The sequence below is a fragment of the Phenylobacterium sp. genome (genome assembly GCF_046291545.1).
GTDB lineage: Bacteria > Pseudomonadota > Alphaproteobacteria > Caulobacterales > Caulobacteraceae > Phenylobacterium.
Genome location: NZ_JBKBSM010000004.1, coordinates 148,410 through 163,307 on the forward strand (window position 1 = coordinate 148,410; position 14,898 = coordinate 163,307).

15 protein-coding genes are annotated in these 14,898 nt (G+C 70.1%); 6 read left to right on the forward strand and 9 right to left on the reverse strand.

The genetic code is table 11. The features are described from left to right. The 4 genes from ACK4YQ_RS11830 to ACK4YQ_RS11845 all read right to left on the reverse strand — a co-directional run bounded on the left by ACK4YQ_RS11830 (position 1) and on the right by ACK4YQ_RS11845 (position 4,098). A complete protein-coding gene (locus ACK4YQ_RS11830) occupies positions 1–1,284 on the reverse strand; it encodes a pyruvate dehydrogenase complex dihydrolipoamide acetyltransferase (protein ID WP_409611611.1) in 1,284 nt (427 codons plus the stop codon). A gap of 48 nt (positions 1,285–1,332) precedes the next feature. Further along, on the reverse strand, positions 1,333–2,706 hold the full coding sequence (locus tag ACK4YQ_RS11835) for a pyruvate dehydrogenase complex E1 component subunit beta (protein WP_409611612.1): 1,374 nt from the start codon (positions 2,704–2,706) through the stop codon (positions 1,333–1,335). Continuing rightward, the gene (pdhA, locus tag ACK4YQ_RS11840; RefSeq protein WP_409611613.1) at positions 2,703–3,731 is read right to left on the reverse strand and encodes a pyruvate dehydrogenase (acetyl-transferring) E1 component subunit alpha; all 1,029 of its coding nucleotides are present in this window, start codon (positions 3,729–3,731) and stop codon (positions 2,703–2,705) included. Before pdhA ends, ACK4YQ_RS11835 begins: the two co-directional genes overlap by 4 nt. A 70-nt stretch (positions 3,732–3,801) precedes the next feature. Further along, a complete protein-coding gene (locus ACK4YQ_RS11845) occupies positions 3,802–4,098 on the reverse strand; it encodes an FtsB family cell division protein (protein WP_409611614.1) in 297 nt (98 codons plus the stop codon). A gap of 149 nt (positions 4,099–4,247) precedes the next feature. On the opposite strand from ACK4YQ_RS11845, the gene ACK4YQ_RS11850 reads away from it, so the two are divergent. Next, positions 4,248–5,429, forward strand: a complete 1,182-nt coding sequence (locus tag ACK4YQ_RS11850; protein WP_409611615.1) for an MFS transporter — start codon at positions 4,248–4,250, stop codon at positions 5,427–5,429. Here ACK4YQ_RS11850 and eno read toward each other — a convergent pair. Next, the gene (gene eno, locus ACK4YQ_RS11855; protein ID WP_409611616.1) at positions 5,416–6,696 is read right to left on the reverse strand and encodes a phosphopyruvate hydratase; all 1,281 of its coding nucleotides are present in this window, start codon (positions 6,694–6,696) and stop codon (positions 5,416–5,418) included. The two genes, ACK4YQ_RS11850 and eno, sit on opposite strands and share 14 nt — an antisense overlap. 145 nt (positions 6,697–6,841) lie before the next feature. Here eno and ACK4YQ_RS11860 point away from each other — a divergent pair, with 145 nt between their 5' ends. Beyond that, entirely contained in the window at positions 6,842–7,624 is a 783-nt protein-coding gene (locus ACK4YQ_RS11860; protein WP_409611617.1) for an enoyl-CoA hydratase, read from the forward strand. Between the two features lie 84 nt (positions 7,625–7,708). Here ACK4YQ_RS11860 and rpmF read toward each other — a convergent pair whose 3' ends face one another. Further along, positions 7,709–7,891: a 50S ribosomal protein L32 gene (gene rpmF / locus ACK4YQ_RS11865; protein WP_091739612.1), complete on the reverse strand. Its 183-nt coding sequence runs from the start codon at positions 7,889–7,891 to the stop codon at positions 7,709–7,711. A 340-nt stretch (positions 7,892–8,231) separates the two neighbouring features. On the opposite strand from rpmF, the gene ACK4YQ_RS11870 reads away from it, so the two are divergent. Next, complete coding sequence (locus ACK4YQ_RS11870) at positions 8,232–8,777, forward strand: sigma-70 family RNA polymerase sigma factor (RefSeq protein ID WP_409611618.1); 546 nt, start codon at positions 8,232–8,234, stop codon at positions 8,775–8,777. Then, on the forward strand, positions 8,774–9,415 hold the full coding sequence (locus tag ACK4YQ_RS11875) for an NrsF family protein (RefSeq protein WP_409611619.1): 642 nt from the start codon (positions 8,774–8,776) through the stop codon (positions 9,413–9,415). The genes ACK4YQ_RS11870 and ACK4YQ_RS11875 overlap by 4 nt, the downstream gene beginning before the upstream one ends. A gap of 2 nt (positions 9,416–9,417) precedes the next feature. On the opposite strand, the gene ACK4YQ_RS11880 is transcribed toward ACK4YQ_RS11875, so the two are convergent. After that, on the reverse strand, positions 9,418–11,055 hold the full coding sequence (locus tag ACK4YQ_RS11880; RefSeq protein ID WP_409611620.1) for a CTP synthase: 1,638 nt from the start codon (positions 11,053–11,055) through the stop codon (positions 9,418–9,420). 157 nt (positions 11,056–11,212) lie between these two features. Next, complete coding sequence (gene secG, locus ACK4YQ_RS11885; protein ID WP_409611621.1) at positions 11,213–11,653, reverse strand: preprotein translocase subunit SecG; 441 nt, start codon at positions 11,651–11,653, stop codon at positions 11,213–11,215. Between the two features lie 112 nt (positions 11,654–11,765). Here secG and ACK4YQ_RS11890 point away from each other — a divergent pair, with 112 nt between their 5' ends. Then, on the forward strand, positions 11,766–12,305 hold the full coding sequence (locus tag ACK4YQ_RS11890; protein ID WP_409611622.1) for a GNAT family N-acetyltransferase: 540 nt from the start codon (positions 11,766–11,768) through the stop codon (positions 12,303–12,305). A gap of 65 nt (positions 12,306–12,370) precedes the next feature. Next, on the forward strand, positions 12,371–14,107 hold the full coding sequence (locus tag ACK4YQ_RS11895) for a methyl-accepting chemotaxis protein (protein WP_409611623.1): 1,737 nt from the start codon (positions 12,371–12,373) through the stop codon (positions 14,105–14,107). Here ACK4YQ_RS11895 and tpiA read toward each other — a convergent pair. Continuing rightward, positions 14,104–14,847 (reverse strand): triose-phosphate isomerase, encoded by a 744-nt coding sequence (gene tpiA, locus ACK4YQ_RS11900; protein WP_409611624.1) that lies wholly within the window; start codon positions 14,845–14,847, stop codon positions 14,104–14,106. The two genes, ACK4YQ_RS11895 and tpiA, sit on opposite strands and share 4 nt — an antisense overlap. Between the last annotated feature and the right edge of the window lie 51 nt (positions 14,848–14,898).

Genomic DNA, 14,898 nt, shown 5'->3' on the forward strand with positions numbered 1-14,898 from the left:
TCAGACGATCATCGTGATCGGGTCTTCCACCAGGGCCTTGAACGCCTGCAGCCAGCGCGCGCCCGTCGCCCCGTCCACCACCCGGTGGTCGCACGTCAAGGTGACGCTCATCACGGTGGCGATCTCGATCCGGTCGCTGCGAACGACAGGCCGCTTCTCGCCCGCCCCAACCGAAAGGATGCAGCCCTGCGGCTCGTTGATGATGGAGGCGAACGACTTGATGCCGAACATGCCGAGATTCGAGACGGAGAACGTGCCGCCCTGGAACTCCTCGGGCTTGAGCTTGCGCGAGCGGGCCCGTTCGGCGAGGTCCTTGGCCTCCATGGCGATCTGGGCCAGCCCCTTGGTCTCGGCGGCCCGGATGATCGGGGTGATCAGCCCGCCCTCGACCGCCACGGCCATGGCGATGTCGGCATGGTGGTGCATGGCGATCCCCTCGGGGGAATAGGAGGCGTTGGCCTCTGGCACCTGCTTGAGGGCGATGGCGGCCGCCTTGATCACCAGGTCGTTGACGCTGACCTTCACGCCCTGCTTCTCCAGCATGGCGTTGATGCGACCACGGCCTTCCAGCAGCCGGTCGATCTCCAGATCGACGTTCAGCGGGAAGTGCGGCACGTCGCGGAAGCTGTCGGTCATCCGCCGCGCGACGGTCCTGCGCATGCCGTCGAGCGGGATCAGATCGTAGGAGCCCTCAGGGATCCCCATCTGCTGCAGCGACAGCACCGGCCGGGGCGCCGTCGCGGGTGCGACCGCCGACGCGGGGGCCGCTGCGCCCGGACGGGCCGCCTCGACGTCGCGCTTGATGATCCGCCCGTGCGGGCCGGAGCCCTGGATCGCCGCCAGGTCCAGGCCCTTCTGCTCGGCTATGCGTCGCGCCAGAGGCGAGGCGAAAATCCGTGTCCCCTCACGCTTGGCCGGCTTCGGAGCCGGGGCCGCGGCTTCCGCCGGCTCGGCCGCGGGCCGGGCGGGCTCCGGCTTGGGCGCCTGGGCCTCGGCCTTGACGGGCGTCGCGCCGGAGTCGCTCGCGGGCGGCACGCCGGCGCCCTCCCCCGACAGGCGGGCGATGGGCGTGTTGACCTTCACCCCTTCGGTGCCTTCGGCGATCAGAATCTCCTCGACCACCCCCTCGTCGACCGCCTCGACCTCCATCGTCGCCTTGTCGGTCTCGATCTCGGCGATCACGTCCCCCGAGGACACCGTGTCGCCCGCCTTCACATGCCACTTGGCGAGCGTGCCCTCCTCCATCGTCGGAGACAGTGCGGGCATCAGTACGTCGATCGACATGGATCCGTTTCCGTCAGGCGTTCAGGCGGCGGCGCGGAGCCGCCGGGCTCATCGATAGGCGACCGCTTTGGCCGCAGCCACGATCTGCTCGACCGACGGCAGGGCCAGGGCCTCCAGGTTCGCCGCATAGGGCAAGGGCGTGTCGGCCTGGTGGACCCGAGCCGGCGGAGCGTCGAGATAGTCGAACGCGTGCTCCAGCACCCGCGCCACCACCTCCGCGCCCACGCCCATGGGGCCCCAGCCCTCCTCGACCGTGACCAGGCGGTTGGTCTTCTTCACGCTCTCGACGATCGTCTCGTGGTCCAGCGGGCGCAGGGTGCGCAGGTCGATCACCTCGGCTTCCAGCCCCTCGGCGGCGAGTTGCTCGGCCGCCTTGAGCGCCAGACCCACCATCCGCGAATGGGCGGTGATGGTCACGTGGCTCCCCTGCCGGCGCACCTTGGCCTTGCCGATCGGAACGATCCAGTCCTCCACCTCCGGGATCTCGAACTCCACCCCGTAGAGCATCTCGTGCTCCAGGAAGACGACCGGGTTCGGATCGCGGATCGCCGCCTTCAGCAACCCCTTGGCGTCGGCCGCATCGTAGGGGGCGACCACCTTCAAGCCCGGCACCTGGGCGTACCAGGCCGAGTAGTCCTGGCTGTGCTGGGCGGCCACCCGGGCCGCTGCGCCGTTCGGCCCGCGAAACACCACGGAGCAACGAATCTGGCCGCCGGACATGTAGAGCGTCTTGGCCGCAGAATTGATGATCTGGTCGATCGCCTGCATGGCGAAATTCCAGGTCATGAACTCCACGATCGGCTTCAGGCCGGCCATGGCAGCGCCTACGCCCAGGCCGGCGAAGCCATGCTCGGTGATCGGGGTGTCGACCACGCGGCGGTCTCCGAACTCCTGCAGCAGGTCGCGGCTGACCTTGTAGGCGCCCTGGTACTGGGCCACCTCTTCGCCCATCAGGAACACCGACTCGTCGCGGCGCATCTCCTCGGCCATGGCGTCGCGCAGGGCGTCGCGCACGGTGATCTTCACGAGCTTGGCGTCGGCCGGGATCTCCGGATCCTGCGGCGACGCGGCCGCGACGGGCGCAGGCCCCTGCCCTTGCGGCTTCGGCGCGGCGGCCTCGGGCGGCGACTTCTCCGGATCGCCTGCGGACTGGGCCGGCGGCGGCGCGGGCCTGGCGCTCGCCGCGTCCCCCGACAGGCGGGCGATGGGCGTGTTGACCTTCACCCCTTCGGTGCCTTCGGCGATCAGGATCTCCTCGACCACCCCCTCGTCGACCGCCTCGACCTCCATCGTCGCCTTGTCGGTCTCGATCTCGGCGATCACGTCCCCCGAGGACACCGTGTCGCCCGCCTTCACATGCCACTTGGCGAGCGTGCCCTCCTCCATCGTCGGAGACAGCGCGGGCATCAGCACATCGGTCACTGGGCGGCCTCCAGATAGACGTCCGTGTGAAGTTCGTCGGGCGCCGGCTCGGGGCTGGTGCGCGCGAATTCGGCGGCGTCGGCGACCACCTTCTTCACCTCGGCGTCGATGGCCTTCAGCGCCGCCTCGTCGGCGAAGCCCTCGGCGATCAGCCGTTCCTGCAGGTGGTCGATCGGGTCCCGTGTCTTGCGCACCTCGTCCACCTCTTCCCGAGTCCGGTACTTGGCCGGATCGCTCATCGAGTGGCCACGGTAGCGATAGGTCTTCATCTCCAGGATGTAGGGGCCTTCGCCCGAGCGCGCATGCTCGGCGGCTCGGGTCGCGGCCGCGCGCACGGCGCCCACGTCCATGCCGTCGACCTCCTCGCCGGGAATCCGGAACGAGGCGCCGCGCTTGTAGAGGTGGGTCTCCGACGAGGACCGCTCGATCGAGGTGCCCATGGCGTACTGGTTGTTCTCGATGATGTAGACGGCCGGCAGGCTCCACAGCTCGGCCATGTTGAAGCTCTCGTAGACCTGCCCCTGATTGGCCGCGCCGTCGCCGAAATAGACGAAGGCGACCTTGCCGTTCTGGCGGTAGCGGTTGGCGAAGGCCAGGCCCGTGCCCAGGCTGACCTGGGCGCCGACGATACCGTGGCCGCCGTAGAAATCGGCCTCGGTCGAGAACATGTGCATCGAACCGCCCTTGCCCTTGGACGAGCCGCCCGATCGGCCGGTCAGCTCGGCCATGACCTCACGCGGATCCATGCCGCAGGCCAGCATGTGGCCGTGGTCGCGGTAGCCGGTGATCACCTGATCCCCTGGCTCCTTGACCGACTGCACGCCGACCGCGATCGCCTCCTGGCCGATGTAGAGGTGGCAGAAGCCCCCGATCAGCCCCATCCCGTAGAGCTGGCCCGCCCGCTCCTCGAAACGGCGGATGAGCAGCATGCTGCGGTAGGCTTCGATCAGCTCGGCCTTGCCCCACTCGGCGTGAGCGCCGGTGTCGGCCTTCTTCTTTCGGGACGCATCCTGCCCGCGCGCCATACGCTTCTCCGTGAATGTCGCCGCCGCGGCTTCGTCTGGGTCGCACGACCTGTCAAACGAACGAAGCGGCTTAGCGCTTCAGGCGGATCACATAGTCTTTCGGATCGCTGAAGCCTAGCAGAGACCGCGCGCGTTCCTCCAGCAGATCGGCCGAAAGGCTCGTGTCGCGCAACAGATGGGCGCGCGCCTCGAGATCGCGGCGCTCGGCCTGCAGCAAGGCCAGTTCGCGGGTCTTGGCGGCCAAGGCTTCGTCGCGCTGATGGGTCGACAGGATTCCCCGCTCGCCCGTGAAGGCGTGGAACCCGAAATAGAAGATCAGGAACGCCAGGGCGGCGGTCGGCGCATATGGACGAAGACGGGCGAGCAAGGGCGAATCGCGGCTCCTGGGCCGGTCCATGTCGCGCCCCCATGCTTAATTTTGCGTTGCGGATCCGAGGCCTGCAGGCGCACAGTGACCTCATGCAAAGAGCCCGCCCTCCCAATTGACGCGCGCCTAGCTTCGGCTGGATCAGGCGCATGGCCGCATGGGCCGCGCCGCCGCTCGCGCGTGCGCCCTGGTTACTCGTCGCCGCCCTGACGTTCGTCGGCTTCGCCGACGAGTGGTTCACCTTCTTCCCGGCCGGCGCCCTGGAGCCGATGGCCCGGGACCTGGGGCTGGCTTACGCCCACGCCGGCGCGGTTCTGGTCGCCCTCTCCGCCGGCGGCCTCGTCGGCTTCACCTTCGAAATCGCCGCCGACTACGTGAGCCGCCGGCTTCTGGCGGCCGCCGGGGCGCTTGCCTACGGCGCAGCGATGATCGCGTTCGGCCTGGCCGATTCCCTGTGGGTGCTGCTGGGGGCCGCCTTCGTCTGGGGCGCGGCCAGCGACGCCTTCACCCACGGCTGCGAGGTCGCCCTGGTGGACCTCTCCGGCGAGGACCTCGCCCGGAGTCTCGGCCGCATGAACGCGTGGTCGGCGGTCGGCGACCTGCTGGCGCCGACGAGCTTCGCCCTGGCGCTCGCCCTGGGGTGGGGCTGGCGCACGCCGTTCGTCGTCGGAGGGGCGCTGATGCTGGCCTACGCCGCCTGGCTCGCGGCCCAGCGGTTCCCCGCCCCGAATCCGCCCGAAGCGCACCCCAACCCGTTGAGCGGCGTCTGGGCCGTCGTGCGAGACGGCCGCGTCCTGCTGCTGGGAACCTTGATGGGCCTGTTCGCGCTGCTCGACGAGCCGCTGCTGGGCTTCACCATCGCCTATCTGGAGAGCGTGGCCGGGTTCGGCGCCGCAGCCGCGACAGCCCTCGCACTCGGCGCCGTCGGCGGCGCAGTCGGCGGCTATCTGGCGGCCGATCGCGTGGGGCGCGACCTCTCCCTGCCTGCCGTGCTCGGCGCGACGGCCGTGGCCATGGCGGCGTTCCTGCCGTTGATGGCGTTCGCCGCCTGGCCCGCCGCGATCCTGGCGGCCGGGGCCGGCTTCGGTGCGGCGAGCGCGATCTTCTATACGCGCCTGCAAGAGGCGGTGATGACGCTCCGGCCGGGCCAGGCCGGCTCGACCGGCGCGATCGTCTCGGTCATCGGCCTGCCCGGTGCAGCCTTCCCGGCGCTCGCCGGCGCGGCGGCGGACGCCTGGGGGCTCGCCGCCGCCATCGCCACCTACGCCGTCGTGCCGGTGGCGGTGCTGGCGCTGGTGCTCGCCTTTCGGCGCTCTATCAGAGGCGCTTGAGCGCCTTGGCGCCGGGATAGATCGCCTGATCGCCCAGTTCTTCCTCGATGCGCAGCAACTGGTTGTACTTCGCCGTGCGGTCGGACCGGGCGAGCGAACCGGTCTTGATCTGGCCGCAGTTCGTCGCCACCGCGAGGTCGGCGATCGTGGAGTCCTCGGTCTCGCCGGAGCGATGGCTCATCACCGCCGTATAGCCGGCGCGGTGGGCCATATCGACGGCGTCCAGGGTCTCCGAAAGGGTGCCGATCTGGTTGACCTTCACGAGGATGGAGTTGGCCAGGCCACGCCCGATCCCGTCGGCCAGGCGCGCCGGATTGGTGACGAACAGGTCGTCGCCGACCAGTTGCACCTTGCCGCCGAGGGCGTCGGTGAGCAGCTTCCAGCCGTCGAAGTCGTCCTCTGCGCAGCCGTCCTCGATCGTCACGATGGGGAACTTGCCCACGAGGCCGGCCAGGTAGTCGACCATCCCCGCCGGATCGAAGGTTTTGCCCTCGCCTTCCATCACGTACTTGCCGTTCTTGAAGAACTCGGTGGAGGCCACGTCCAGGCCCAGGTGGAAATGTTCGCCGGCCTTGTAGCCGGCCGCCTCGCCCGCCTTGACGATGAAGGCGAGCGCTTCCTCGGCGCTGGCCAGGTTCGGCGCGAAGCCGCCCTCGTCGCCGACGTTGGTGTTGTGGCCGGCGTCCTTCAGAGCCTTCTTCAGGCCGTGGAAGATCTCCGCGCCCATCCGCAGGCCCTCGGCGAAGGTCGGAGCTCCGGTCGGCAGGATCATGAACTCCTGGATGTCGATCGGGTTGTCCGCGTGGGCGCCGCCGTTGATGATGTTCATCATCGGCACGGGAAGCGCCCGGGCCGAGACGCCGCCCACGTACTTGTAGAGCGGAAGGGCGGCGCTGCCGGCCGCCGCCTTGGCGGTGGCCAGGCTCACGCCCAGGATGGCGTTGGCGCCCAGCCGGCTCTTGTTGGGCGTGCCGTCAAGCTCGATCAGCAGGGAATCGATCCGGCGCTGGTCCTCGGCGTCCATACCCGACAGGGCGTCGAAGATCTCGCCGTTCACCGCTTCGACGGCCTGGCGCACGCCCTTGCCCAGATAGTGGGTCTTGTCGCCGTCGCGCTTCTCGACGGCCTCGTGCGCGCCGGTCGAAGCCCCCGAGGGCACCGCGGCCCGGCCGAGGGAGCCGTCCTCGAGCACCACGTCCACCTCGACCGTCGGATTGCCGCGGCTGTCGAGGATTTCGCGGGCGGTGATGTCGACGATCTCGGTCATGGAGGGTCCTGTCTGGGATGAGGTCCTTGAGGCGCGCAGGCTTTACCCCGCCCCCGCTCGGCTTCGCAACCTCGGCGCCGACTCGCGGGCATTGACTTCCGTGGCGCGCCCCCGGCCCGCTGCCGGCTTCCAGGGAGGCAAGCTCATGCTGAACACCGAGATCATCGACGGCGTCGCCGTGCTGACGATGAACCGCCCCGAGGCCATGAACGCCCTTTCGAAGGCGCTGCGCGAGTCTCTGGCCAAGGCCTTTCCCGTGCTCGACGCCGACCCGAAGGTGCGCGTGGTCGTCCTGACCGGCGCCGGAGAGCGGGCCTTCACCGCCGGCCTCGACCTGAAGGAGCTCGGCGCAGACCCGGCCGCTCTGTCGGCCGCCAATCCGGCCGCCAATCCGGCCGGCGCCGTAGCCGACCCGGTGGGGGCCCTGCTCGCCTGCCGCAAGCCGGTGATCGGGGCGATCAACGGGGTCGCCATCACCGGCGGATTTGAACTGGCTCTCGCCTGCGACGTGCTGGTCTGCTCGACCAACGCCCGCTTCGCCGACACCCACGGACGCGTGGGAATCACGCCGGGCTGGGGCCTGTCCCAGCGGCTGTCACGGGTGATCGGGCCCTATCGGGCCAAGGAACTCTCGCTCACCGGCAACTTCCTGGACGCCCGCACCGCCTGCGACTGGGGTCTGGTCAACCGCGTGGTCGAACCCGAGGACCTGATGCCCACCGCCCTCGCCCTGGCCCGCGACATGAGCCAGATCGACGCGAGCATGCTCGCCGACCTGAAGGCCATGATCGACGACGGCTACGCCCTGCCCCTCGGCGAAGGCCTGAAGCTGGAGGACGAGCGCTCGCGGCGGCGAAACGCCCAGGTCCGCCCCGAGCAGGTGGAGGCGCGCCGGGCCGGCGTTCTGGCCCGCGGCCGCAGCCAGTAGGCGCAAACGAACGCACCCGCCCGGTCGGCCCGGGCGGGTGCGCAAATCTTCAGACCTCCGGCGGCGCGGCGCGCCGCGGGCGGCTTAGTCTTCCTTCGGCGTCAGGACCTGGCGGCCCTTGTACATCCCGGTCTTGAGGTCGACGTGATGCGGCCGCTTCAGCTCGCCCGTCTCCTTGTCCTCGACGTAGGAGTTGGCGCCCAGGGCATGGTGCGACCGGCGCATGTTGCGACGCGAGGGCGAGACTTTTCTTTTAGGAACGGCCACGGGAGAATCTCTCAGGCGTAGAAAATGGAGACGGCGGCCGCGCAGGCCGCCGACGTGAGCGCGGGTGTATGCCGCAAACGCAGCGCCGGATCAAGCATCGCCATGCGTTCCGTCGCCGCCGCGCCCCCTTATCGGGTCGAGGGACGCGCAGGAACCGGTCCAGCGCCCAATCCCGCCCCGCGCTTGACGGGCGCGGCCGGTCACTCCCGCCGGTTCGGCGCCCGACGCAGATTGGTTACAGTGACGGTGTGAGAATCCGTCTTCCGCAGGCAACGACCGGCCGCGCCGGGTGGTGTAACCAGGCCGGCCCCGCGCGCGTATTCGGTCCTGAGGAGCCTGAGTGACCGCCGTCGAAGACCGACTGAAGTCCCTGATGCTCCGCGGCCTGGATGGCGATGCGGCGGCTCAGCGCGACTTGTTGAGCGAACTTGCGGGCCTGCTTCGCCGCTACTACGGCCGGCGTCTCGGCGACGGAGCGGCCGACCTGGAGGACCTGGTGCAGGAGACCTTGATCGCCGTGCACACCCGCCGCGCCAGCTACGACCGCGCACAACCGTTCACGGCCTGGGCCTATGCGGTCGCCCGCTACAAGCTGATCGATCACTATCGCCGGCGCCGGGTGCGCGCCTCCGCGCCGCTGGAAGACGCCGACGCCCTGTTCGCCCCGGACGAATCGGAAGCCGCCACGGCCAGCCGCGACGTGGAGCGCCTGCTTTCCGCACTGCCGCCCAAGCAGCGGGAGGCGATCCGTCTCACCCGACTGCAGGGCCTATCCGTCGCCGAGGCCGCGGAGGTCAGCGGCCAGTCGGAATCCGCAGTCAAGGTGGGCGTGCACCGCGGGCTGAAGACCCTGATGGCGCGGCTGCGCGGGAGGGACGACCTGTGAACACCGACGACCTCATCGGCGCCCTGGCCGCGGGCGTGCGTCCCACGCCCCCTGGATCGGCGATGCGATGGCTGGTCCTGGCCATGGCCCTGGGCGGAGCCGCCGCCCTCGTCGGCGTTCTGGCGGTGCTGGGGCCCCGCGCCGACCTTCCCCAGGCCGTCGCCACCGGCGCTTTCTGGATAAAGGCGGCCTACACGGCCGCTCTCGCTTTCTGCGGCCTTTTCGTGCTGCATCGCCTGTCCCGGCCTGGCGCGTCCGCAGGCTGGGCGTGGCTGACGCTCGCGGCAGTGACGCTGGTCGTGTTCGCCCTGGCCTCGGCCGAACTGATGCAGGCCGCTCCGCACGCGCGCACGCGCATGGTCATGGGCCACAGCGCCATGCTCTGTCCCGGCCGCATCCTCGCCTTCGCAACGCCGGTCTACGCCGCCCTGGTCTGGGCCTTCCGTAACCTGGCGCCCACGCGACTGGCCCTGGCCGGGTTTGCGGGGGGACTGGTCTCCGGCGCCGTGGGGGCGACCGCCTATGGACTGGCCTGCACCGAGCACACGGCCGCCTTCCTGGCGGTCTGGTACACGATCGGCGTCCTGGCGGCGGGCGCCGTCGGCGCGCTCCTCGGCCCGCGGCTGCTGCGCTGGTAGCCTCAGACGAGGCGGCTGCGCTCCTTCGCCGCCCCGATGAAGCTGGCGAACAGCGGATGCGGGTCGAACGGCCGGCTCTTCAGCTCGGGGTGGTACTGTACGCCCACGAACCAGGGATGATCCCGCCGCTCGCAGATTTCCGGCAGCACGCCATCCGGCGACAGGCCGGAGAACACCAGGCCGCTGTCCTCGATCGCCTTGCGGTAGCCGATGTTGACCTCGTAGCGATGGCGATGCCGCTCGCTAATGTTCACCGCCCCATAGATCTCGGCCACCTTCGATCCGGGCTCCAGCACCGCCTCGTAGGCGCCCAGGCGCATGGTGCCGCCCAGATTGTCGCCCTCCCGGCGCACCTCGCGTGAGTTGCCCCGGGTCCATTCGGTCATCAGGCCGACGATGGGCTCCGAGGTCGGGCCGAATTCGGTGGAGGACGCGGCCTTGATGCCGGCCAGGTTCCGGGCCGCCTCGATCATGGCCATCTGCATGCCGAAGCAGATCCCGAAATAGGGGATGTCGTGCTCCCGGGCGAAGCGGACCGCGCGGATCATGCCCTCCGAGCCGCGCTCGCCGAAGGCGCCGGGCACCAGCACCCCGTGCACCCCGGTCAGCCGCTCGCCGATCAGCTCCTCGTCGCGCTCGAAGGCCTCGCCCTCGATCCAGTCGAACTTGACCCGGACGGTGTTGGCGACGCCGCCGTGCACCAGCGCTTCGACCAGCGACTTGTAGGCGTCGGTCAGGCCCGTGTACTTGCCGACGATGGCGATGTTCACTTCCCCGTCCGGGTTGGACAGGGTGTGCGAGATCGACTCCCACCGCGACAGATCCGGCGCCGGCGCGTCGTCCAGGCCGAACACGTCCAGCACCTCGGCGTCCAGGCCCTGGGCGTGATAGTCGAGCGGAACGGCGTAGATGTTCGCCGAGTCCATCGCCTGGATCACGGCGGTTTCCCGCACGTTGCAGAACTGGGCGATCTTGCGCCGCTCGCCGGGCGGGATCGGCTGCTCGCAGCGGCACAGCAGGATGTCCGGCTGGATGCCGATCGAGCGCAGTTCCTTGACCGAGTGCTGCGTCGGCTTCGTCTTCATCTCGCCCGCCGTCTTGATGAACGGCAGCAGCGTCAGATGGATGTAGCAGGCGTGCCCGCGCGGAAGCTCCTGCCCGAGCTGGCGGATCGCCTCGAAGAACGGCAGCCCCTCGATGTCTCCGACCGTGCCGCCGATCTCGACGAGCACGAAGTCGACACCCTCCCCCGGATCGGACAGGACGAAGCGTTTGATCTCGTCGGTGACGTGCGGGATGACCTGGACGGTCGCGCCCAGATAGTCGCCGCGGCGCTCCTTCTCGATGATCGTCTTGTAGATCTGGCCGGTGGTGATGTTGTCGGCCTTGGTGGCGTTCACCCCCGTGAAGCGCTCGTAGTGCCCAAGGTCCAGGTCGGTCTCTGCGCCGTCGTCAGTGACGAAGACCTCGCCGTGCTGATAGGGGCTCATCGTCCCCGGATCGACGTTCAGATAAGGGTCCAGCTTGCGCAGGCGGACCTTGTAGCCGCGCGCCTGCAGCAGCGCGCCGAGGGCGGCGGACGCGAGACCTTTTCCAAGGGAGGAGACCACGCCTCCGGTGATGAAGATGTACCGGGCCATGGGCGTTCAGAGTAGCCCTGATTCGCCGCCTGCGCCCTGCGGCGATTCGCCGGGAGCTGTGGACGGTCGTGACGGCGCGGGGACGCGGACGGGCAAAACGCAGGTCTCCTCGGACCGCGCCAGCGGTCCGGACATGTAACGCCGCAATGCGGCCGGATCAGGGGTTGGTCGGGGCGGGCGCGGAGCCTTCGGTCTCGCCCAGCAGCGGATTGCGCAGCTGCGGGGTGGGCGCTTCGATGGGCGCGGCCGATCCGTCCGCCGGGGCGGTCTGCGGCGACGTCGGCCCCTCGGGCGCCGGAGCGGCCTGGCGGTTGAGCTGGCTGGGGTCGAGCGAGTCGATCTTCACCCGGTCCACCACGGACTCCGCACCGCGCTCGCGGCCGGCGAGCGCCGTGAGCGCCAGGCTCAGGGCGAAGAAGACCGAGGCCAGGATCCACGTGGTGCGGGTCAGAAGGTCGCCCGCGCCCCGCGCCGTCATGAACCCGGAGGGTCCGCCCCCCATGCCCAGGGCCCCGCCTTCCGAGCGCTGGATCAGCACCACCCCGATCAGGGCGATGCAGACAATGATGTGGAAGGTGAGCAGGATGCCGAGCAGCATGGGGCCGTCCAGTGGGTTCGGGCGGACACAGCCCGCCGAAATGAAGCGGGCGCTCTACCACCGAGACGCCCCGAAGGCCATAGCTAGGGCGTCAAAGCCTTCAGGCAAGTCCATGATTCTCGGCGCCGACCCACCGCCCGTCCTTGAGACCGCGCGCCTGCGGCTCGAGCCTCTGACGCAGGCGGATGCGGCCGATCTGTTTCCGATCATGAGCGACGCCGAGGTCATGGCCCACTGGGACGTCGGCGAAGTCGACGATCCCGAACTGGTCGACCGGATCGTCGCCAGCCAGGTTGCGGCGATGGCCGACGGGCGCGCGCTCTACTGGGCGATCCGGCTGCTGGAGGACGGCGGCTTCGCCGGCTGTTGCGACCTGTCCGAAATCGACCGCTGGCACCGGCGCGCCGAGGTGGGCTTCATGCTCGGTCGCGGGGCCTGGGGCTACGGCTACGCCCAGGAGGCCATGCAGGCCGTAGTCGCCCTCGCCGCGGCGGCCGGCGTACGCAAGCTCTCGGCGCGAACGCACCTGGGCAACCGCAGGTCCGAGGCGGTGCTTGAGCGGCTCGGCTTCAAGCCCGAGGGCCTGCTGCGCGGCCACGTCCTGCGCGATGGCGAGCGCCGCGACTGCCGCCTGTTCGGCCTGCTGCTATAGGCCGCGATTCACAGCTGATTAAGCCTGGCGCCGCACGCTCCCAGCGCAAGTTGCAGGGGTGAATCATGCTGTCGACGATCAAGGCGCGGATGCGAGCATCCTGGAGCGTCGGCTTCCTGGCGATCATAGCCGTGGTGGCCGTCAGTCTCATGGCCCTGACGAGCATTCACGACCAATCGCTCGCGGCCAGCGCCCGCTGGCTGCCGGCGCTGCGCGAACTCGAGGCGGTCCAGGCGGTCCTGGACGGGCACGAGACCGACGCGCCGGCCACGCTCGACGCCCGGATCAAGCCGCGGCTCGAGCACCTGGCCGACGTCCTGAAGGGCGACCCCCTCCATGCCGAGGCGGCGACGCTGCAGAGCGACTGGCAGGCGTTCGCCGAAGGCGACTCGGCGCGGCTGGCGGCGGTTCAGGAGCGGCTTGGAACCCTTGCAGTTCAAACGGAGACCCGGGCGGAGACCGATGCAAAGGCGGCCGACGCGCTCTACCGCCGGATCTTCGGCGCGGCCCTGATCGCCGGAGCCCTGATGGCGGCCGGCGTCTTGGTCGGCGCGCTGTTCTTCGAGCGTCTCGTCGTGGTGCCGCTGCACCGCCTGGCCGAGACCATGCGTCGAATGGCGGGCGGCGACTATTCGGCGGAGGTCGCCGACGCCGATCGCCGTGACGAGGTCGGCGCCATGGCCAGGAGCGTCATCATCTTCAAGGACAACGGCCAGGAGCGCGCCAAGCTGGAGGCGGAAGCCGCGCGCTTTCAGGAGAACCTCGACCGCCGACTCAAGGAGACCGAGGCTGCGTTCGAGCTCGCCGGCCGCGAGCAGAAGCGGGTCGTCGACGCCCTCGCCCACCGGTTCCTGCGTCTGGCGGAGGGCGACCTTTCGACGCGCTTCAGCGACGACGTCGCCGCGGAGTACGCCGACCTGAAGCGCGACTTCAACAGCGCCATAGCCCAACTGGAGTCGGCGATCGGCGCGGTCGTCTCGGCGACGGGGGGCATCCGCTCCGGGGCCGGCGAGATCGCCCAGGCCTCCGACGAGATCGCCCGCCGCAGCGAGCAGCAGGCCGCCAGCCTGGAGGAGACGGCCGCAGCCCTGGAAGAGATCGCCGCCACGGTCAAACGCACCGCCGCCGGCGCCCAGCAGGCGGCCGGCGCCGTGCAGTCCGCCCGCCGCGACGCCGAGGAGTCCGGACACGTGGTCGCCCAGGCGGTGGAAGCCATGGGCCAGATCGAGCACTCCTCGCACCAGATCGGCCGGATCATCGGCGTGATCGACGAGATCGCCTTCCAGACCAACCTTCTGGCCCTGAACGCCGGGGTCGAGGCCGCGCGCGCAGGCGAGTCCGGCCGCGGCTTCGCCGTCGTCGCCTCGGAAGTCCGCGCCCTGGCCCAGCGCTCGGCCGAGGCCGCCAAGGAGATCAAGGACCTCATCAGCGCCTCTTCAGAGCAGGTGGAGGCCGGCGTGGAGCTGGTGGGCAAGACCGGCGAGGCGCTGCAGCGGATCGTCGGGCAGGTTGCGGAGATTCATGACCTCGTCTCCGAGATCAGCCGCTCGGCCCAGGAACAGGCGGTCGGCGTCGATCAGGTCAGCACCGCCGTCACCCAGATGGATCGGGTCGTCCAGCAGAACGCCGCCGTCGTCCAGCAATCGACGGCCGCGACCCACGCCCTGAACACCGAGGCGGTGCAGTTGGCCACCCTCGTCGGCCGCTTCAAGACCGAGGTCCAGGCGGCCGAGGGCCACCCGGTTCACGCGGCCCAGGCGCGGATCGAGCGTTTCGCCGCGCCCCGCGCCCGATCGGCCTAGACCGCGCCGACGATGCCCAGGAAGTCGGCGGCCTTCAGCGATGCGCCGCCCACGAGCGCGCCTCCCACCTCTGCGGCGGCGAGAATCTCTGCCGCGTTCGCAGGCTTCACCGATCCGCCGTAGAGGATCGGCTGGGCGGCGCCGTGGTCGCCGAACATCGCCACCAGGGTTTCCCGGATCGCGCGATGGACCTCCTCGATCTCGGCGATGCTCGGCGTCAGGCCCGAACCGATCGCCCAGACCGGCTCGTAGGCCACCGCAAAGGCGGAGCCGGCCATCTCCGGCGGCAGCGAGCCCTTCACCTGACCGGTGACGACAGTCAGCGCCTTGCCCGCCTTGCGCTCCTCCAGGGTTTCCCCCACACAGACGATCGGCTCCAGGCCGCCTCGCAGGGCCGCCCGCGCCTTGGCCGCCACCGCCGCATCGTCCTCGCCATGGCCGGCGCGCCGTTCGGAGTGGCCCACGATCACCAGCCGGGCGCCCGCGTCGGCAAGCATTTCGGCGGAGATGTCCCCGGTGAAGGCCCCCGAAGCCTCGGCATGGCAGTCCTGGCCGCCGACCAGCACCGGGCTTCCCGCCAGGGCCGCGCTCATGCGCTCGATCAGGGTCGCCGGCGGGCAAAGCGCCACGCGCGCCCGGCTCTCGCCGGCGCCCGCGGCCACCACCTTGGCTTCGCTCAGCGCGGCGGCCAGGCCGTTCATCTTCCAGTTTCCGGCGATCAGGGGGATGGGAGCGGTCATCAAGCCTCACTTTCGTACGGTTCCCGGGCCGGTTAAGGCGCCCGACGGCGT